This window comes from Pseudarcicella hirudinis (assembly GCF_900115665.1).
GTDB classification, from domain to species: Bacteria; Bacteroidota; Bacteroidia; order Cytophagales; family Spirosomataceae; genus Pseudarcicella; species Pseudarcicella hirudinis.
Map to the genome: position 1 here is coordinate 261,977 of NZ_FOXH01000001.1, position 21,203 is coordinate 283,179.

Annotated in this window: 17 protein-coding genes; 8 read left to right on the forward strand and 9 right to left on the reverse strand. The window is 38.1% G+C overall.

Annotation, left to right across the window (positions count from 1 at the left end; all coding sequences use genetic code 11):
• Positions 1-22: 22 nt before the first annotated feature.
• From BM179_RS00895 to BM179_RS00940, 9 genes are all read right to left on the reverse strand, one after another.
• Positions 23-1,861: a sensor histidine kinase gene (locus BM179_RS00895; RefSeq protein ID WP_092010737.1), complete on the reverse strand. Its 1,839-nt coding sequence runs from the start codon at positions 1,859-1,861 to the stop codon at positions 23-25.
• Complete coding sequence (locus BM179_RS00900; protein WP_177219266.1) at positions 1,858-2,517, reverse strand: response regulator transcription factor; 660 nt, start codon at positions 2,515-2,517, stop codon at positions 1,858-1,860. The genes BM179_RS00895 and BM179_RS00900 overlap by 4 nt, the downstream gene beginning before the upstream one ends.
• 126 nt (positions 2,518-2,643) lie before the next feature.
• Positions 2,644-3,264, reverse strand: a complete 621-nt coding sequence (locus BM179_RS00905) for an N-acyl amino acid synthase FeeM domain-containing protein (protein WP_092010743.1) — start codon at positions 3,262-3,264, stop codon at positions 2,644-2,646.
• A gap of 65 nt (positions 3,265-3,329) precedes the next feature.
• Positions 3,330-4,013: a methyltransferase family protein gene (locus BM179_RS00910; RefSeq protein WP_092010745.1), complete on the reverse strand. Its 684-nt coding sequence runs from the start codon at positions 4,011-4,013 to the stop codon at positions 3,330-3,332.
• 143 nt (positions 4,014-4,156) lie between these two features.
• Positions 4,157-4,750: a hypothetical protein gene (locus BM179_RS00915; protein WP_143095112.1), complete on the reverse strand. Its 594-nt coding sequence runs from the start codon at positions 4,748-4,750 to the stop codon at positions 4,157-4,159.
• 214 nt (positions 4,751-4,964) lie between these two features.
• A complete protein-coding gene (locus BM179_RS00925; protein ID WP_092010753.1) occupies positions 4,965-5,738 on the reverse strand; it encodes an isocitrate lyase/PEP mutase family protein in 774 nt (257 codons plus the stop codon).
• Positions 5,735-6,214, reverse strand: a complete 480-nt coding sequence (locus tag BM179_RS00930; protein ID WP_092010756.1) for a YybH family protein — start codon at positions 6,212-6,214, stop codon at positions 5,735-5,737. The genes BM179_RS00925 and BM179_RS00930 overlap by 4 nt, the downstream gene beginning before the upstream one ends.
• A 222-nt stretch (positions 6,215-6,436) precedes the next feature.
• On the reverse strand, positions 6,437-6,817 hold the full coding sequence (locus BM179_RS00935; RefSeq protein WP_092010759.1) for a YybH family protein: 381 nt from the start codon (positions 6,815-6,817) through the stop codon (positions 6,437-6,439).
• A 91-nt stretch (positions 6,818-6,908) separates the two neighbouring features.
• Positions 6,909-7,724, reverse strand: coding sequence for a helix-turn-helix domain-containing protein (locus BM179_RS00940; protein WP_092010762.1), 816 nt, complete (start codon positions 7,722-7,724; stop codon positions 6,909-6,911).
• Positions 7,725-8,170: 446 nt separating this feature from the next.
• Here BM179_RS00940 and BM179_RS00945 point away from each other — a divergent pair, with 446 nt between their 5' ends.
• The 8 genes from BM179_RS00945 (at position 8,171) to BM179_RS00980 (ending at position 21,114) form a co-directional block, all read left to right on the forward strand.
• Positions 8,171-9,226, forward strand: a complete 1,056-nt coding sequence (locus tag BM179_RS00945) for a sialidase family protein (protein WP_092010765.1) — start codon at positions 8,171-8,173, stop codon at positions 9,224-9,226.
• Positions 9,227-9,315: 89 nt separating this feature from the next.
• Positions 9,316-11,619 (forward strand): GAF domain-containing protein, encoded by a 2,304-nt coding sequence (locus BM179_RS00950; protein WP_092010767.1) that lies wholly within the window; start codon positions 9,316-9,318, stop codon positions 11,617-11,619.
• A gap of 55 nt (positions 11,620-11,674) precedes the next feature.
• Positions 11,675-12,238 (forward strand): TetR/AcrR family transcriptional regulator, encoded by a 564-nt coding sequence (locus tag BM179_RS00955; protein WP_092010770.1) that lies wholly within the window; start codon positions 11,675-11,677, stop codon positions 12,236-12,238.
• Positions 12,239-12,370: 132 nt separating this feature from the next.
• Positions 12,371-13,489 carry an MBL fold metallo-hydrolase gene (locus BM179_RS00960; RefSeq protein WP_229632870.1) on the forward strand — a complete coding sequence of 373 codons (1,119 nt, stop codon included), beginning with the start codon at positions 12,371-12,373 and terminating at the stop codon, positions 13,487-13,489.
• A 601-nt stretch (positions 13,490-14,090) separates the two neighbouring features.
• Positions 14,091-17,414, forward strand: a complete 3,324-nt coding sequence (locus BM179_RS00965; protein WP_092010773.1) for a SusC/RagA family TonB-linked outer membrane protein — start codon at positions 14,091-14,093, stop codon at positions 17,412-17,414.
• Positions 17,415-17,487: 73 nt separating this feature from the next.
• Positions 17,488-19,101 carry a SusD/RagB family nutrient-binding outer membrane lipoprotein gene (locus tag BM179_RS00970; protein ID WP_092010776.1) on the forward strand — a complete coding sequence of 538 codons (1,614 nt, stop codon included), beginning with the start codon at positions 17,488-17,490 and terminating at the stop codon, positions 19,099-19,101.
• An 86-nt stretch (positions 19,102-19,187) separates the two neighbouring features.
• Positions 19,188-20,267, forward strand: coding sequence for an alkaline phosphatase (locus tag BM179_RS00975; RefSeq protein WP_092010779.1), 1,080 nt, complete (start codon positions 19,188-19,190; stop codon positions 20,265-20,267).
• 19 nt (positions 20,268-20,286) lie between these two features.
• Positions 20,287-21,114 carry a tyrosine-protein phosphatase gene (locus BM179_RS00980; RefSeq protein ID WP_092010782.1) on the forward strand — a complete coding sequence of 276 codons (828 nt, stop codon included), beginning with the start codon at positions 20,287-20,289 and terminating at the stop codon, positions 21,112-21,114.
• Positions 21,115-21,203: the final 89 nt, after the last annotated feature.

Below are 21,203 nucleotides of genomic sequence, written 5' to 3' on the forward strand. Positions count from 1 at the left end.
TCCTTTAAAATGATGCAATACTTTATGATTTCTTAGAGATATTTTTAATTAAAATTTTAACCAGAATAATGGTTCCGTTACCGGGACTGCTTTCAAGTGTCAGGGTTCCGTTTAATTGACTCTCTGCTCTGAACCTGATATTACTGAGACCCATTCCGTATTTATGCTGATTCAGGTTAAAACCTATTCCGTTATCTTCGATCCTTAGTTTTAAGGTTTTTTGGTCCTGGCTTAACTCAATCCCGACTTCTGTTGCGTTGGCGTGTTTAATGATATTTAAAACAGCTTCATTGACGATTTTATAAAGCGTTAACTCAATAAAGGCAGGTAAATGAAGTGGTTCGCCTGGCATTGAAAGTTTGAAAACAGGCTTTGATTTAAAACCGTACTTTTCTCTGATTTGCTCTACCAGACCCATATTAGTCAAAATCTGGGGAGTCAGGTCGTGCGATAAACCTCTGACATCTTTGTAGGTTTGTTCTAAAGAGAGGATAGTTTTCTGAAAATCCGGAGGAGACTCATTTTTAGAAAAGTATTTTTCTGCAAATTCAAGCAGCTGATACTGAACTCCCACAATTGAAGCACCGATATTATCGTGCAAATCCTTTGCGATTCGCTCACGTTCCCGATCCTGCGTTTTAATTTCAGTTACGAATAATTCCTGTTGTAAAATCTGTGCATTGGTTCTTTCTATTCTGAAGCGATAAACAATACCGATGGTTAAAAAGAACATCTCAATAAATGTACCTATGTAATAAAAATCGTGCATAGTCTGAACCGGAACACCATTGAAATCTGAGGTTATTTCCAGTAAACTCACGATAGCAATTGGCGTGGTAGCCACCAGAAAATACCATGACGGAGAATATTTCTTTTGAATACTTCGTGTAAGGTGGTAATACATTACGAGTGTATTCGTCCCGAATAAGGGGTAAAATAAAGTCCGATAGTAAAATAATTCCTTTTTTAGACTGATCAGACTTATCAGCAAGAGGATTAAAATCCCCATAATCACTCTGCTAAACTTAATAATCCGGGAACTTTTGCGGGTATCTACATTGAGATACCGTTCCGCAAAAAGAAGATAGAGTATATTCAGAAGTGTGGTCAGTACCGCAAAAATGTTTTTATTTCTGATAAACTCCGGAGCTTTGTCAATGATTAAATAGTAGAAATCGTTGTAAATGGCTGCCATGATAAAAGAACAGATCAGACAGCACAGATAAAAGAAATATAAACGTTCCTGAAAAAAGAAAAAAAGAATAATACTGAAAAGAATCATTAACAGCAGTCCGCCAAAATATATATTATAGCCGATTTCGCCAACTTTAATAAACCTGATACTGTCTTTAGGATCAAGGATTTGTAAATAAGGAAGAGATAGATGATAACTTTGGTTATAAAGCCTTAAGAAAACTCTGGTTTGGCTTTTGGCAGGTAAATCAACCGGAATTACGAGAAACTGACTCGCAACATATCTGTTCAGCAATGGAATAAATTTCCCTGTGACAAAGGTTTTTTCCTGATTGTTTTGATTGATACAGAATGTATTTAAACTGTCGATTCCTTTAGTAATAATTCTGACAGACTGCCTAGCAGAAGAAGTATTGTATAAGGTTTTTTGAAGCCAGATTGCATTTGATCTGGTGGAAAATACAATCGGAAATTTTTCAATACTTTTCCAGTTATTGAGCCGGACAACTTCCTTATAACTGAGTGTTTTGCCGCTTTCTTCCAGCATTATCCATTGGTCATTTGTCTGATTTCTGTTCAATAAGGTGTGTTCCGCTTCATTGGCCTGAGCGGGGAGGCCTGAAAGAAAGTAAATAAACAGGTTCAGGATAATGCAGAATCTAATCATAATTGAATCAAATATCCATTTTCTGAAGCAATTTTCACGAGATTAACAGAGTTTTTAGCTCCGAATTTCTTTATCAGACCTTCCCTGTAATCTCTTATGGTATCATTGGCCAGTGATAATTTATCGGCTATTTGTTTACTGGTTAAACCCTCTGAAATGTAAATCAGAATACTTCTTTCACGTTGGGTTAAAGTTATTCCATCTGTATTTGTATTGTCAATAATCTGAGAAAGCAGGTGTTTCTGAATGTATTCCTTTTTTTCCAGCTCAACCCTTCGGATGGCTTCCCGGATCTCAAATCTGTCAACCTTTTTCGATAAATAACCCATTGCACCTTTGGACTGTGCTTTTACGATAAAACTGGGTTCTTCGTGAGAAGAAAGGACAATTACACGCACATCAATATTATTTGTTTTGATGAAATCCAGGATGTCATATCCGGCAAGTTGTGAGTATTCATGAAGTCTGATATTCGGGAGAACCAGATCCAGTAATAAGACATCTATTTTCTGAGTTTTCAGGTAATGATATACCTCCTGAGCAGTACCGGCAATCCCGACTGTATGAAAGTCAGCAGAATCCTTTAGCAGATTTGCATATCCTTCAGCTACCACAGGATGATCTTCAGCGATGAGTATTTTAATAGCTTGATTCATGTAAGGGTCTGGCATTAAGTTAAATATACGTTGCGTTATTTTTGTTTGCAAGCACAAAACTGAAAAATAAAAATCTTTCTCAATACCCCCATTTGCGGGGTATTGAGAAAGGGGTCGGAGAAATGATTAAAACAGAATTTTTACAAGCTCCTTTTTTAAGTAGCCTTCGAATCTTTGGAACGAAAAAACGGTTGCCTCAAGGCTTACATCAAACAAATGCAGATTTGACCGCTCACCGACGTAGGTATTTAAGGGGTCTTCCTCCCGCAAAACCGGAAACTGTTCGATTCGATGCAAGGGAAGCGCTATTTTTCTCAGAAAATCAAATACATCATTTTTTACAGTAGCAGTCCAGCCATTAATCTGCCTGATCTGTAAATGTCTGATAGCGCCAAGAAATAATGAGATCACTACAGCAGGATTTCTTTTTGCCTTTTCAGAAGTCGCAAAACGACCGATTTCAACGTATTTGTTTTTTGCGAAATTGTAAAGAGAAAGGTTAAATCCAAAAAGAGATTCACAAGGGAAAATGCCGCTTTGATTAGGATACATAATACTCATTGTTCCCAGTACTTCATTACTTTCTCCCGAATAGGCGAGGAGTGTGTCACAGTCAAATTGCTCCGGATGCAGGTAATGTAATTCATCAATATTTACGCTGAATTTCCGTAAATAGGTTTCTTTGACTAATTGATGTGCGGCAAAACGCTGATTGCTGTTTTCCGCCAGTGTTATGTTTATTACCATGATAAAAAGTGTTTAGATTGAACACCCTTTAATCGTATGGTAAGAACCCGTGTATCACATTTGCACTACTTTTTTTCAGGAAGTTTCATGCTCAGGAAAACCAGGCTGCGCAATTTTGGTAATAATGCCCCGGTTCGTTTGCAGTATTCCCGGTACTTTTCTCCGAAATGCAAGGACAGAATTTTCTCTTCCTGAGTAATCCGGTGAAAATACGCAAGAAATACCAGACACATTGAAATAGGTAAGGTCTGCCGGGAATTTAGCCATAATATCGTTCCGATAATGCTGGAAATAGCTCCTGTATAACTGGGATGGCGTATGACAGAATAAATATTTCCTTCAAATAACTGATGTTTATCTTTGATTTCAGCGGCATTACTAAAGTATTTTCCAAGCACATTGATGGCATGAATTCTAAAAATCAGCCCTCCGGAAATCATTAATAATCCGATGATATTTATGAAACTCAGGGAATTATTGACCTTTTTGAACACTCCGAATTCTATTACGGTAATATTTGTAACAACAATGCCCATCAGCATAATTCCCAGCATTGAGTATTGGTCACTGCTATTGAAAATATCAGATTTGCTGATTTCAGGCTGGGTTGAAAACATAATTACGCTTGCCAGAACGACGACCCAGATCTGAGGGTCTCTGATGATTGCCGGATTGTAGAAAAAACCAGGGCCAAATAATAACCCCAGAGTTAAAATAGTCGAAATGAAGCATTGAAATACCTTTTTCATAAGAATTGATTTTAAGTTCAATTCTTAATCTTACAGGAGGAAAGGGTATCTCACTTTTAGGAGAGAAAACATTAAATAAAATTTCTTTTGATTGCTGGTGATGCCGGGCTTAAACACCACCAAGGGAAATCAGGGGATTTATTTTACCTTCCGTGGCCATGCCCTCTGCCCGATCTGCCACGGCCCCTTCCCAGACCAAAAAGTCCTCCTGAGTCTGTTCGCTGAATGCCGTACCGGAAAAACAGACCGTAAAATACCCTTGAATTATCTACCGTTTCGGAAGTATAATCATAGTAGCCTGACACCAGTCCCAAACCCCACTTAGGGCCTAACTGAGCAAAAATGGTATAAGAAAGTTCCAGCATGATGCTCCCGTTATGGTCAAAAAGTTTGCCTCCTCCGATTGTCATTTCATTAGCAAAAATACCGTAATTACAGACGTCCATCGTTACTTTGACTTCTGTGAATAATGTACTGTCCGGACGCAAGGATGACCGCCCGAGGGCTAAACCAAGGTCTATCACCCGGAATGATTTTCCAACCTCAATATACTGAGGTATTCTGTCTGCATATTTCCCGGTTATACCTGTATAAAGTGAAATCGGCATGGCCCGTACATACCACGGAGCAGTTTTGAAAGTTAGCCCGATTTTCGTGGAGTCTGTTACTTGCTGGGCATACGATGAATATTTGAATAGAAGAAGAAATAATGCTAAAAAGAGTATGCCTTTTTTCATGATTTTAAATGGATTTTCATATGAATTAAATGCAAAACAGGTATTTCCCGATAATGATAATCAACTTTATCGTGAAAATCAATGTTCTGATCTTTCGTATAGTTATCTAATTTTGAGTGGCTTGACATAAAGCAAGAAACAGCATCATCTTTGAAATTTCTTCCGAAAATGATGCTGTTTCTTCTGGCTGCGGTTTGATGCCATTCAGACTGAGTTAGAAAAGGCTGTCAAAACGATTTTCATCTGTTATTTTGCCAATTGATTCCTCAAGTTGTCCGTAAGTTTTTTTGTATAAGAAAGGTCCGATGCTTATTCTTTTTACACCGGCATTTTGTAATTGTTCAAAATCCGGCAGACCTGGCATGCACATGACATTTACAGGAAGTTTTGAACTTTTTACCACTTTTTCAATATCCTGAATTTTTGTGATACAAGGCAGGAATAACCCGTGTACACCTGTTTCCTGATATGCACGGATTCTGGATAAAGCTTCGTCCAAAGCATTTGGAAGGTTAAGCAGGAATGAATCGGAACGCACATTTATAAACATTTTGATCCGTTCTGCATTTAATTGCCGGCAGATTTGTTGAAGTTTTTTGGTAAAATGTTCAACATTTTCCATGCTTCTTTTCCCGTCGGCAATGATTGAATCTTCGATATTAATGCCAGATACGCCTATGTTGTATAATTCGGCAATATTATTACAGATTTCAGTTACAGTATTTCCATAACCGGCTTCAAGATCCACAGAAAAAGGGATTGAGCTGCTGGCTGAAATGCGCTTAATGATAAACATGTATTCATCAATGCTCATTTCCTGACCATCTGCGTAGCCTAAACTTTCTGCTACTGCGGCACTGGATGTAGCAATTGCCTTAAATTTTTGCTGTTCAAATGCTTTGGCACTTTGTACATTCCATACATTGCCTAAAAACAGAGGTTTAGTATTTTTATGGAGTGCCAGAAAATCTTCAAATCTGTTTTTCATCGTTTTGTTGACTGTTTTAAATTCCTGTTACTGCTGAATGAATCCCGGTACATTTTCCAGCCATCTTTTGTTTTTTTCCATAGAACTAAAAATTTACCCTCGTCAAACAGCGTACCATTTGCGTCAAGGGATTGCCAGATTCCTTCTTCTGTGACAAATTCTGCTCCGTTACCATATACATTTGTGGTGATAAATTTTCCGTTTCTCATGCCATAATTATCATAGGCAGCTCTGAAGAACTTTGCCGCTTCAGTCCTGCCACACATAAGCGGAGCATTTGGAGCCATGATACAGGCATCTTCTGCATGGCGGTTAATAAATATGGAGGAATCATTTTTTACAAAAGCCTGGAAATAAATCGCATTACTTTCTGCGATGGCTTGTTTTGCTTCTTCTGAACGAGGGGAATGGTCAGTACAGGAAGACAGTAAAGCGGAAGCCGCTGCCACGAGAATGAAAAAGAATAATTTGTTCATGATTAGTGTTGTGTTTATTACATTAACGAGTATTCCGGGGTAAATTTATGAAGTAAGCAAATCATGAAATTGTACAAATCGGAAGTGCTTCTTTTTTTAATGTTTTTCCATTTTGCCGAATTTGAAAATGGCGATTTTAACCTCAGTTTTCTTAGAATAAAGAGAAGCTTTGAATATAAAACAGCCTGAAAAGTCAGGCTGTTTCAGGAGGATAAACATGGCTCAGGCGACAAGGTTATTTTCTGCACCGAAAGCGTGATCGACAATAATTTTCCAGGTTCCGTCAACCTGTTGTTTCATTACTTCGATCCCTTTGGCACTGATTTTTGTTTCACCCTTGTCTGTAATACTCCATTCAGACCTTCCCAGAGCAATATTTCCGGTTTGAAAACAATAAACGGTCTTAATTTCCATTCTGCCTTTGATCGATAGAATGCCGGTAATGGCTTCTTCAAACTGTGTTTTCCCGGAAACCGGTTTACCAGGTTCAGGAACAATAATGCCTGTAACGTCGTATAGGTTCATTACTGCCTTGACATCTCCCGTGTTAAAGGCGTCTGCAAGAACTGCATGAACATCCTCTGCTTTTTTAGGTAAATTCATTTTTGTGTTTGTTAAAGTTTTGTATTTGAATGCTTGTCAGTTACAAAGCTATAACAGATGAATTTCCGGAAATTGTACAAATCGGAAGTGCTTAAATATTTGTCAGAATCTGATTGATGGGAGAGGCTTGTAAAGAAAATGAGGTAGGGGTTGTACCGGTAAACATTTTAAACTCTTTGATGAAGTGCGACTGGTCGAAATACCCGGAATCGTAAGCTATGCTGGTTAGCTTTTGAGTATTGTTATTTACAAGATTCAGGCTGTATTGGAAGCGATTGATTTTGTGAAAAAGTTTGGGCGGTAATCCGGTGTATTGTGAAAACAGGATGTTGAGATAACGTGCAGAGATGTTATTCCTGACGGAAATGGAATGGATGTTTTCACTCTCAAAGTTGTTTTGCAGACTATTGACAATTTCTCCGATAAACTTGATTTTAGCATGTTTCTTTTCGGAAAGAATCAATCTGTTTAAAAAGTACGCTTCAACAAGTGATATTCTGGAAGTAAGATCTTTTGTTTCCAATAATCTTGCCTGTAAACTGCGTAAAGATGTGCCTAATAAGTCTGCTGCATCAATTACTTCATTGTTAAATTCCGAGACATTTTCATTAAAAAAATAGGCAGCTGAATGAGGATAAAACCTAATGCCAAGCATGGTGTTTTTGCCTGACGACTTTATATTCATAGGCTTAGTGATTTGTCCCCATAGTTCTATGGCAGGTGTGGTATGAAATACATTACCTTTTCCTGTTTTCCAGTTTCCTTCTCCCAGATTGAAAATGATCTCCATTGTTCCGCTTGGAAATACGATATCGTCGTAGTTTAAGTCTGAATGAGACTCATAAAGATAGAAGCATTTGATATATGCCTGTAACTTCAGACTTGGGCGGATTTCTTTGAATATCATTTTGGCAGAAATTAAGCTATACGGTTTTTATCAGATTTTAGCGGATCTTCATGATTGTCAATCAGATGACAAAACTAAACCTTGCAAAGAAAAGGTGTAAAAAGTACTTAAAATTGTAAGAAACGGAACAGTGTAATGATAATAGTCAGGTTCAGAACGATCTATATTCAGGTAAATTCTATAAAATAGTCCGTTGATAATATTCTATCCTCGAATGCAGATTTACAAAACAGATTATTTTCGGGAAATTTAATCAATTAAAATATTCAGACATCTTTCACTGACACACAACAACAGTAATACCGGTTTTGATTCCTTATAATGCAAAAAAGGATTAAACATTTCTTACTTATTTGTATCTAGCATTTGTGTATGATCTTAGAAATGGCCGTAAATTATAAGAATCCTGCAAATCTGATTCACTATTTTAACATTAAACCGTCGTTATGTTTAACAAAATTCTTCTCCTTCTGGCATTAAGCACATCAATTACTTATGGGCAAAAAGTTATTTTTCCCGGAAAAGGCATGCAGCCATCCGTTTGTGTAGGAGAAAATGAGTCAATAGAAATAGTATTTGGGAAGGGGAATGTAATTTATTATACTTTTTCAAAGGATAAAGGGCAATCATTTGCCTCACCAATACCTGTGGATAGTTTGCCGGGATTACATCTGGGGATGTCGCGCGGGCCTCAGATTGCCTCTTCAAAACTTTCAACCGTAATCACAGCCATTGATAAAAAAGGTGATTTATATGCCTACGTACTAAACCGTAAGACGGGAGAATGGGGAAAACGCTTTGCTATTAATGATGTGCCTGAAATTGCCAAAGAAGGATTTAATGCCTTAGCAAGTGACGGTCAGCATACTTTTTTTGTTATCTGGCTTGACTTGCGTAATGATCGCAAAAATAAAATTTTTGGTGCTGTTTCTAAGGATGGAGGGAAAACCTGGGCAAAGAATAAGCTTATTTACCGTTCACCTGATTCTACTGTTTGCGAGTGTTGCCAGCCTTCGGTAATAATGGATAAAAATCAGGTTTTTGCAATGTACAGAAATTGGATCAATGGCTCAAGAGATATGTACGTTACTGCCTCTAAAGATGGAGGTAATACCTTTTTGCCTGCTCAGAAAATGGGAAGCGGAACCTGGAAATTAAATGCATGCCCTATGGATGGGGGAGCAATCAGTCTGAATAAAAAAGGAATACTAACTACGGTATGGCGTCGGGAAGGACAGCTGTTTAAGTCAAATCCCGGAGAACCTGAATCACTGATTTCTTCTGGCAGAAATGCTTCAATCGCTACTACTAATCAGAATACATTTATCACCTGGCAAAATCAGAATCAGGTCTGGCTTATTCAGTCCGGGCAAAGTGAGCCGATTAGTTTAGGAAATGGCAGATATCCGAGAATAGTATCGCTTAATGAGCGGCAGGCTTTTTGTGTTTGGGAAGACAATGGCAGCATTACAGGAAAACTCTTAAACGAGAAAGGTAAATAATGGTTTGTTTAAAGGCAAACAACCAAAGGAAAAGATACAGACACCAATTTATATTGTTATTTTTATGCCAGTAATGATAAAATACCAATATGGATTTGCTTTCTTTTTCGGACACACCTTTCCGGTTACAACTTTGTTTTTGTCATATTATTGAAAACCTTGAGAAAGTGGCGGCAAATGCTGCTCATGGAGATTCGCTTCGTGCGCAATCTTTGCTGGAAGAAGTTGCCCTTTATCCGGAACTCAGAAATGGTATAACGGATATTTCTCAGGTAACCGGAAATAAGGAATTAATTAAACGTTTACTGGCTGATTATTTTCCTGCAACACTTACGCTGAATGAAATTAAGGCAATAAATATTCCTTATACTAATATCTTTTTCAATCATACAGAACGATTCCGGAATATATTGAATGCCGCCGGGCCGGATTTTGATATTAATATTCGTGATTTTGATGAACATCAGTACTATGTAATAAGCTGCTGCCTTATCCTCAATGAATATTACGGAACCAGACTGGATTTCAATAAACCGCTGTTTTATGACATTCCCACGGCTGAGGGGATTATCAAGCATTACAGGATTTTATACAATGCTGATTTTCTGGAAATACTGCCTACAGAAAAATCAGTGCCTCTGACACCGGAAGATATAGAGCACTTACTCAATAATTACGATGATGTGGCCTTATGGAAGGAAAAGTTTCCTGAAGAAAGCTGGATTGTGAAAGGATTTGCTATTATGACTCTGTTTGATGCCACGGTGGAAAATGCGGTTTCAATTTTGAAAGAAAAGCTTCTTGCCATTAGTACAAATGGCTTCCGGGAAGCAATTGAATCTATTTTCCGCTCTATTTATCGTATTCCTGATCTCAATATTGGTTTTACTGTTTTTAACGAGGATGAAAATAAATTTAGTCCGGATACTTTCGGGCAGCAATTACCGAGTTATATTTTACCCGAAAACCACCATGAAGATGCCCGAAAACTATTGTGTTTAGATTCTTATCGGAGTATAATTGAAAGGAAAGTTTTTTTTGCCGTATCTGATGTTTCAGAATTTCTGAAGAAAAACCCGCTGAGTCCTCTGGCTAAACACCTGCTGGATCAGCAAATTAAAAGTTTTATCCTGGCTCCGGTTGTAAAAGACGACCATTTATTCGGTGTGATGGAAGTTGTTGCTTTCAGAACAAAAGAGCTGAACAGCATCAATGCCAATAAGCTGGAGGTTGTGATGCCTTTTTTGGCAGATACAATAGAACGCTTGTCTTTTGGATTGCAAAATCAGGTACAGGCTGTTATTCAGGATAAATATACAACCATTCATGAGAGCGTTTACTGGAAATTCCGTGATGAGGCAAAGAGGCTCGTGTATGAACAACAGTTAGGAAGAGAGTACACCCTGAAAGAAATTGTATTTCCGGATGTTTATCCCTTGTATGGTCAGATTGACATAAGAGGTTCTTCCGAAGCCAGAAACCTGAGTGTTCAGAAAGACCTTCAAAAACAATTGGAAATGCTCTTGTCTCTTCTGGAAAAAGTGAATGACTTTTATGTTGCCGGAGACAATGCTTTTTTACAGGAAAGACAGCAAATAAACGACTTTTCTGGCAGCCTTTCAGTCGGACTGAGAGAAGGAACAGAATTATACATTAGCAATTATCTTGAAAATAAGATACATACGCGACTGAAAGAGCTCAATAATCCTGACTTATTGCCTGATATTACCAGCTATTTCAGTGAAATGGAGCGGGATACAGGTATTTTTCATGATTATAGAAGAAAGTATGAGACCAGTATTACAATGATTAATGATAAGCTTTCCCGGATTCTTGATACAGGACAGAAAGAAGCTCAGTCTGTATTCCCACATTATTATGAACGATTTAAAACAGATGGTGTAGAACATAATCTGTACATTGGTCATTCTATCTCACCTGCCCTGGAATTTGGTATAAAAAAGCTTTATGAATTACGCTTATGGCAGCTCAGGGTACTTTGTGAAATGGAAAGGGCTCATTACCGGCTAAAACCAACCCTTGCATATCCTTTGGATGTTGCCACACTTATTATGGTTTATCATTCCTCGATTGACATTCGTTTTAAAATGGATGAAAAGCGTTTCGATGTGGACGGCAGCTATAACATCAGATTTGAGGTAGTTAAAAAGCGGATTGATAAGGCTAATATCAAAAACACAAATGAGCGGATTACCCAAACTGGAAAAATTGTTATCGTTTATTCAAATGAAGCGGACAAGCTGGAATATATTCAGTACATAAAAACCTTACAGGCTGAGAATTTATTGGAAAGTGATATTGAAAAACTTGAGGTCGAAGATTTGCAGGGCGTTTCAGGACTTAAAGCTCTGAGAGTAACAATTGTTCATTAATATTTTGATGTTGAATTATTTTTCCGGTATATTTGTAGAGTGACTAGTCAATTTTATGAATAAGCAACAGGAAATATTAAAAGCAGCGCTAAAACTATTTGTAGCCTATGGTTTCCATGGAACTGCAACCGGCAAGATCGCTCAGGAGGCAGGTGTTGCTACCGGCACCTTGTTCCATTATTATAAAACAAAGGATGATTTAATTGTAGCGCTTTACGTAGATATTAAAACAAGACTTACAGCTTGCTGGCAGATCGGGACAGCGGGAAATGAGTCAATTAAAGATCAATTCCGGCAGTTTTACATTGCAGGCATGGATTGGAGTCTGGAGAATAATCTTGAATTTAAGTTCACAAAGCAGTTTTTGAATTCTCCCTATTTATTGCTTCTCGCTCCGGAGGAGATACAAAAACAGAGCAGATTGATCCTGAATATGATAAAAGACGGTATTCTGACAAAAACGTTTAAGCCACTTCCGGAAGACCTGATCAATACGTTGCTGACCAGTCACCTCTATGGGGTACATGATTATATTTCAAATTCAAAGCTTTCCGATTCTGAACGAAAACTGCTGATCGATGATTCTTTTGAGATGATCTGGAAAATGATAAGTTTATAAATTTGTCCAAAGAATAGAGCGATTAGTCAGTTTATGTTTCTTGAATAACTGAAAATTTGAAAAGATTACCGATACATAAAATCATAGAGTCATTGGTTGAAAATGCTGTATTGATATTTTACTTAAAGAAAAATGAAGAAAATAATTAAAAGAATATTTATGGTCATAACAGTTTTTATTGCAGGAGTAGCAGTGATAGCAGGAGGGTATATGCAGCTTCCTAAATTTGGCAAATCACCGAGTGGTAAACGCCTGGAACGCATCAGACAATCGCCGAATTATAAAGACGGTTCTTTTCAGAACAGGACCGAAACACCTTCATTAACAGAAGGCGTCAGTTATTATACTGTTTTTAAGGAGTTTTTTTTCCAGAAAAGCAAAAGGGTAGAGCCGGATTCTGTTTTGCCTTCAAAGAAGGTAGATCTGATGAAATTAAATCCTTCGGATGATGTACTTGTATGGTTTGGGCATTCCTCTTATTTTATGCAGCTGGATGGCAAACGCATTCTGGTAGATCCTGTATTAAGCGGTTCTGCTTCCCCCATTCCATATACGACGAAAAGCTTCAAAGGATCCGATGTTTATAAGGTTGAAGAATTGCCGGAGATTGATTATCTGTTTATCTCACATGATCATTATGACCACCTGGATTATGAAACGATTATCGCATTGAAGCCTAAGGTGAAAAAGGTAATTGTCGGACTGGGTGTGGGAGAACACCTGGAATATTGGGGGTATAATCCGGCGGATATCATTGAGGAAGACTGGAATGAACAGGTAATCCTTGCAGATGGTTTTGTGCTGAATACTACTCCGGCACGTCATTTTTCCGGGAGGGGATTGAAACGGGACGGAACATTGTGGATGTCCTACGTGCTTTCAACACCCAATCATAAGATTTATATAGGAGGGGACTCTGGTTACGACAAGCATTTTGCAGAAATCGGTGAAAAATTTGGCCCTTTTGACCTTGTCTTTCTGGAGAACGGGCAATATGATAAAAACTGGAAATACATTCATATGCAGCCGGAAGAGGTTGTTCAGGCTGCTGTTGATCTAAAAGCGAAAAGATTATTTCCGGTACACTGGTCTAAATTTGCCTTGGCACTTCATGCCTGGGATGAACCCATTATCAGAGTTGTCAGAGAAAGTAAGAAAAGAAATCTGCCCTTACTGCACCCTATGATCGGAGAATGGGTTTATCTGAATGACAGTCTCCAATCATATAACTGGTGGGAAAAAGTAAAGTAAAAATTGGTTTATAGAAAAACAGTGTAGAATCCTTAGTCTTCAAAAGATTAAGGATTTTTTATGCCTTTCCTTTTCTAAGGTTTTCTGAAATTAAACTACAGACTTGATTGAAATGCCTGAAGCATCGGGTCAGGATTATGACAGCATATGAAAAATGATAAGAATTGTAATTGGATCAGGAGCCGGAATATGCTCTCTCCGGACGCTTCAGATAAGATGAGCGTTTGGACAGAATTATCATGCATCAAGTACATAACAATGATATAACATGCTAATTATTAACCATATATGTTCAAATTGTTATCTGATTCATTTCCTGTTTACAGAATAATAAAACGATAAATCCCATCTGTAGGATAAAGTTTAAATAGTTCTTTTTAAAGTTATATGTTACCGATTAAACCTTTAAAAAATCTGCATAAAACCCTTCTTTTTTGAGTACAATAATCCAGGTTCTTCTAACAAATCCTTTACAATTCTGTAATTACCCCCACATAATAATCTAAATACTTTTGTGCCGAAAACTAACTACCGTACAGCCGGGAATATTTCCCGGCTACAATGACTCTCAATTTTTAGTTGAACTCATAAATAGAAAAAAATGAAAAAGACTTTTACTCGTTTTTTTGCATTAAGTGCGCTGATAATGATCCTGTCCGGGATAATGAGCGCTACGTATGCACAGGTAAGAACATTAAAAGGGAAAGTAGTAAGTACTGATGGCACCCAGCTTCCGGGTATCAATATTTTGGTAAAGGGGACTACCAGAGGTACAAGCAGTGATGTAAACGGGAATTACTCTCTTAGCATTACAAACGACAATACCATACTGACATTTCAATCGATCGGTTTTGCCAGCCAGGAAATAAAAGTTGGAAACCGTAATTCACTGGATGTTATCCTGGCACCGGATGATAAGCAGTTGGAAGAGGTGGTAGTTACTGCCTTAGGGATTAAAAAAGAAACCAGAACGATTGGTTATACTACTCAGGATGTAAAAGGATCGGAATTGGTAAAAGCCAGAGAACCTAACCCGCTTAACTCATTAGCTGGTAAAATTGCCGGTTTAACGGTAGGTCCGTCTGCTGAATTATTAGGTCGTCCTCAGATTATTTTAAGAGGAAATTCTGACATTTTGTTTGTAGTTGACGGTGTTCCGGTAAACTCTGACACCTGGAATATCAGTGCGGATGATATTGAAACGTACACCGTTTTGAAAGGCCCAAATGCTGCAGCTTTATATGGTTTCAGAGGTCAGAACGGAGCAATTCTGGTTACTACTAAAAAAGGAACGAAAGATAAAAGAAAATTCTCTGTAGATTTCAATTCAAGTACAATGGTTGAAACAGGTTTTTTAGCTATTCCGAAAAGACAAAGTGAATATGGTTATGGTGTTAACTATCAGTATGCTTATGGTAATAAACCATATGACGAAGATGGTAAATTCCGTCGTACCAATATCTGGGGTCCGCGTTTTGAAGGACAAAATGTTCCGCAATATGACAGCCCGGTAGATCCGGTAACAGGTATTCGTCAGGGAACACCATGGCTGGCAAAAGGAGCAAATAACTTCCAGAATTTCATGGAAATGGGCGTTATTTCAACCAATAACGTTTCTCTGGCGGCAAGTGGCGAAAAATATGACCTGCGTATGTCAATTTCGAATAATTATCAGAAAGGGATGGCGCCAAATACTAAATTGAATATTACCAATTTCAACATCTCTTCAGGTTATAATTTTACAGACCGTTTGAAACTGGAAGGAAACCTTAACCTTAACTTGCAAAATTCTCCGAATATTCCGGATGCGAGTTCCGGCCCTGAAGGTTATACCTATATTTTCCAGGTATATGGTTCAAGCAGCTGGGATATCAATGACATGCGTGATTATTACAAAGGCCCGACAGGAAAGCCTGGTGTGCAGCAATATTATGCAGAATATGGTCGTGAAAATAACCCGTATTTCATGGCTTATGAATGGTTGAGAGAGCATCAGAAGACAGATATTTATGGTTATGCAAAACTAAGCTATAAAATCAATGATTTCCTTAATTTTTCTGCCAGAACTCAGGTAACAACCTGGAATCAGTTGAGAACAGAGAAACTTCCTTATTCAATGATTACATATAAATCTCCGGATTTAAGACAAGGTGATTACCGTGAAGACAGAAGAGATCTTTTTGAAAATAACACAGATGTCCTGTTAAACTTCAATAAGGATATTACTAAAAATTTCCACATTTCAGCAATTGCCGGAGGAAACCTCAGAACTTTCCGTTATAATTCAAACTTATCAACTACAGACTTCCTGATTGTTCCGGGTGTTTATGATTTCAGTAACTCGAAATTCCCGGTAAAAGCCTACAATTTCCGTTCGGATATGGAGGTTGCCAGTGCTTATTATACCGCAGATTTCAGCTATAAAAACTTCCTTACACTTGGTACAACCGGAAGAATTGACCAGCTTTCTACTTTGCCGAAAGAAAACCGCTCAATATTCTATCCTTCAGTTTCAGTTAGTACTGTAGTTTCAGATTATATTAATTTACCGGAAGCCGTTTCATTCATGAAACTACGTGCTTCTTATGCGAATGTAAAAGGTGGTTTAACCAGTTCAACAATCGGTACGGCCTATAAAGCGGTAACGGGCTCAAATCTTTCAGGCTTAATCGGATATGGCAGTGAAGTAACTACTTCATATGACGGACCAAGTTATACAAACCAAAACACTTACAATATCAGTAACCTGTATAACAACACACCTTCTGCGAATTATTCCGGTACTTTGGCGAACAGAAGTCTTCAAAGTTATTCTGTAACTTCTTATGAAGCAGGTTTGGATATGAAATTCCTGAAAAACAGATTAGGATTGGATGTTACTTATTTCACTTCAATCAATGGTCCTCAGATTTTCCCATTGGATATCGCTTCTTCAACAGGTTATTACAGCCAGACTGTAAACGGGGTAACTTCTCAGAAAAATGGCTGGGAGATCTCACTTTCCGGTTCAGTTATCAAAAATACCAATGGATTTAACTGGGATGTGCTGGCAAACTGGTCAACCTATAAAGAAACGCTTAAGGATATTTACCACGGAGAAACCAGTATTTATCTGGCTGGTCCTGATCACGTTTTCAAAATCGGTGACAGACTGGATGGATATTACGGATATAAATTCCTTCGCAGTCCGGATGGCCAGATTATCAACTCCTCAACAGGTGTTCCTTTAAATGCTCCGACCGGAACAAATAACAAACAGCTTTTAGGTTATACCAATCCGGATTTTGTAATTGGTGTGAACAATAAATTTTCATACAAGAACCTTTCATTCAGCTTCCAGCTTGACGGAAGAGTTGGCGGAGTAATTTATGACAACGTTTACGCGTATGCTCTTAATGCCGGAAATCAGATTGAATTGACGGAGGGAGCTTATGGTGCAGCCAGACTAAAAGAATGGCAGAGTACTAAACTTGGAACAGTTGCCGCCACACCTGCTTATGTAGGCCAGGGGGTAGTGATTACAGATGGTACTCCGAAATTTGATGCAACCGGAAATATCAGTAATTACAATGAGTTGAAATTTGCACCAAACGGAAAAGCAGTAACGGTACAGACTTATGCTCAGTCGGTTTATAATAACACAATTGACGAAGCATATCTGACCAGCAAGTCGTTCCTGAAATTAAGAGAAATCATTATCGGATACACTATTCCTTCAAGATTCCTCAATAATAACAAATTCATTAAAAGTGCCTCAGTTTCTATTGTAGGTAGAAATCTATTGTATTTCGCAGAAAGAACAGACTTTGACCTTGACCAGTATCCGTCAGGTTATAACTCATCAGACAGAAGTACATTGAAAAATCCGGGCTTGCAGTCTGCTACTACCCGTCGTTTCGGGATGAATATTAACCTGACCTTTTAATCCATTTTTAACAAAAGTTACTTGGCAATCCTCAATGTTTGTTTGTCATAAAACTTGAAAATCAGCATTCAACATGAAAAGATATATCACAAAATTATTACTGATTATGCCTCTGCTGGCGGTATTGAGCAGTTGTCAGAAATATGATGATTTAGAGTTAAACCCAAACGTAGCCAGTGAAAATAAGGTAGTACCTCCTTCATTACTTTTGGGAAGAGTTGTTTATGATATTTATCAGGGCGGAGGCGTAACTGACGGAAGACCTGGTAACGTTTTTGAAGGTCCCTGGGATCAGGTTCATCGCTGGAACCAGTTTATCGTATCAAATAACCTTTATTACGGTGGACAAAATATTTATGGCTGGTCAAGTTCTGCGACTGCTTACGGTATTTTGAAAAACGTTAATAAAATGGATGAGCAGGCTGTTAAAACCTTAAATCAGAAGGTAAATGCTTATTCAGCACTGGCAAAATTCTTCAGAGCTTATGTGTTTATCTGGCTTACTCAGAGAGTTGGAGATATCCCGATGTCGGAAGCCGGTTTAGGATTAGATAACCTTACCCCGAAATATGACAGTCAGAAAGATGTTTACAAGCAATGTCTGCAATTACTGGAAGATGCTAATACTGATCTTAGCCAATTGATTCCGCTAAACAGTACAATCAGTGCAATTGACGGAGATATTTATTATGGTAATGATCTTAAAAAATGGCAAAAACTGATCAATACTTATAAACTGAGAGTTTTGGTGAGCCTGAGCAAAAGAGCTGATGATACTTCAGACTTGGGAATTAAACAGAAGTTTGCTGATGTAATCAATAATCCCGGTAAATATCCGATTATGGCCAATAATGCTGATAACATGGTATTTACATTTAACGCTGCGTATAACGTTTATCCTCATACGCCTAAAGATGGTAACAATAACTATCAGAATGTTTCAGCAACATATCTGAATCTTACTACTGCCACACAGGATCCGAGAACATTTGTAGTAGCAACTCCTGCTCCTGCGGAATTGATTAAAGGCAAAAAAGTAGATGATTTTACAGCTTATGTAGGTTCTGATAATTCAATGGGAGTAGGTGACCTGTTCACCAATTCAACAGCCGGAAAGTATTCTTTTACCAATTTTAACAGATATTATGGTTCACAGACAGGACCTGAGCCTTATATCATCGTCGGTTATCCTGAAATGTGTTTCAATATTGCCGAAGCAGTTAACAGAGGTTGGATAAGCGGAGCAAATGCTTCAACTTATTACAATGCAGGAATTAATGCTTCCCTGAGTTTTTATGGACTTTCAGAAGGATCCAGCCTTACTATCGGTGACCTTACCGGAAAAACACTTGGAACAGTTACGGTTTCAATCAGCAATTTCCTGAAAAACCCTGCGGTTGTCTATATGGGTGATAATGCAGATGGTTTAAAACAGATTCTTACACAAAAATACATTGCATTTTTCCAGAACTCAGGATGGGAGGCATTTTATAACCAACGCAGAACGGGTTATCCTTCTACTTTTGTAACGACCGGTTCAGGCTTAAATGCTGTCGGAAAATTACCAAGACGCTGGCAGTATCCGGTTGATGAGCAAACTTATAATACAGAGAATTACACCAAAGCAATTCAAAGCCAGTTTGGTGGTACAGATGATTTGTATAAAGACCTTTGGTCATTAAAATAAACAGATTCTTTTCCGGTAATCCTTTAGAAATGCTTTGGCATATTCTGTCGGATTACCGGATTTTCACTTTTACTATATGTATACTTATGAACACATTTCTTAGATTTTTCCTCATTATTTTGTGTATTCCGACTGTTATTTTCGGACAAAATAAACCGGAAGTAAAGCATCCTAAAAATATCATTCTACTAATAGGTGATGGAATGGGAGTGGGGCAGATTTATGCAGGACTTACCGCAAACAAAGGTAAACTGAATCTTGAACGCAGTCAGTTTATCGGATTTCATAAAAATCAGGCTTCAGATGAATACGTAACGGATTCGGGAGCGGGTGCTACGGCTTTTGCTATTGGGAAAAAAACCTATAACGGGGCAATCGGAGTTGACAGTGCTAAAAAAAGCCTGCCGACAATTCTTGAAATCGCTGAAAAACATGGTCTGGCAACAGGTCTTTTGGCAACATGTTCTATTACCCATGCGACGCCAGCTTCTTTTATCGCTCACCAGCCTTCAAGAAGTATGGATGAAGAAATTGCAGCAGATTTTCTTAAAACAGATATCGATGTATTTATTGGTGGAGGCAGAAAATATTTTGCAAACAGAAAGGATGGTAAAAATCTGATTGATAGCCTGAAAACACGTAAATATCAGATTGCCAATTCTATTGCTGAAGTTGAGAAAGTTTCAACAGGTAAACTGGCAGCATTTCTGGCGGAGGAACAACAGCCAAAGATCTCTGAAGGACGCGGAGAAGAATTATTGAAATCAACCAAAGTTGCCCTTAATATCCTGAAACAGAATAAAAAAGGATTCTTCGTAATGATAGAAGGTTCTCAGATCGACTGGGGCGGACATGCTAACGATACAGAGTATGTAATCAATGAAATGCTTGATTTTGATAAAGTGATCGGAGAAGCTATTGATTTTGCTCAAAAAGATGGAAATACCCTGGTAATCATTACTGCAGATCATGAAACCGGAGGACTTGCCATTACCGGCGGAGATATGAAAACAGGGAAAGTAGAAGCAAAATATGTGACGAAAGGTCACACAGGAGTAATGATTCCGGTTTTTGCTTTTGGTCCGGGCGCTGAAGCATTTTCAGGAATTTATCAGAACAATGATATTTTTCAAAAGATGCTGAAAGCATTCTCTTTTAAAAATTAATAATTAAACGATATAAGTCATGAAAAAAATATTTTTAATAGCAGGAATGCTAATTCCGGCTTTCGCATATTGCCAGCAGAAAGATACATTGGTATTTAATCCAAAACGTGAAGTTGTGTTGGAGGGAGGTTCTAATTTCCGTGATTTAGGCGGATACCCGACCAAAGGCGGACATACTGTGAAATGGGGAAAGATTTATCGTTCTGCTGATGTAAGTAAGCTTACAGATAAGGATTTACAGGTTTTGTCTGATCGTCATATCGCTACAGTATGTGATTTACGCGGACCGGATGAAATTAAAAACTCACCGGACCGTTTACCTCAGGGAACACAATGGATAAATCTTCCTGCCGGAAGCGAAAACATCAAACTCTCGCAGATGAGTGCTATGATGAGCAGCAAAGCAAGTCGTGATTCTGTTATGATTGCCACTTATAGCAAAACAGATCATTTGAAAGCTAAATATAAGCCAATGTTTGACCAGTTATTACTCTTGAACGGTGATCAGGCATTAATGTTTCATTGTTCCGCCGGAAAAGACAGAACCGGAATTGGTGCTGCTCTGGTTTTATCAGCCTTAGGTGTAGATAAAAAAGTTGTAATGGCCGACTACGAAGCGACCAATGTATTCTGGAAAGCCGGAAAAGAACGCATGCAGCAAATGATTACTCAGCAGGGAATGGATGAGAAATCTGTAAAAGCTCTTTTAGGCGCAAATCCTGCCTATCTGGAAAACACATTTCAGGCCATTGAAAAACAATATGGCTCAATGGATAAGTTCCTGGTAACTGAAATGGAATTGACTCCGGAAAAACTTGCCGCATTACGTACTAAATACGTGAATTAACAAATGAAGAGGGAATCCTGATTTCATATCCAGGTTCCCTCATACTCTTCGTTTAATCTTCTCTGGTTACCTTCTTCGGCCAGCAACTC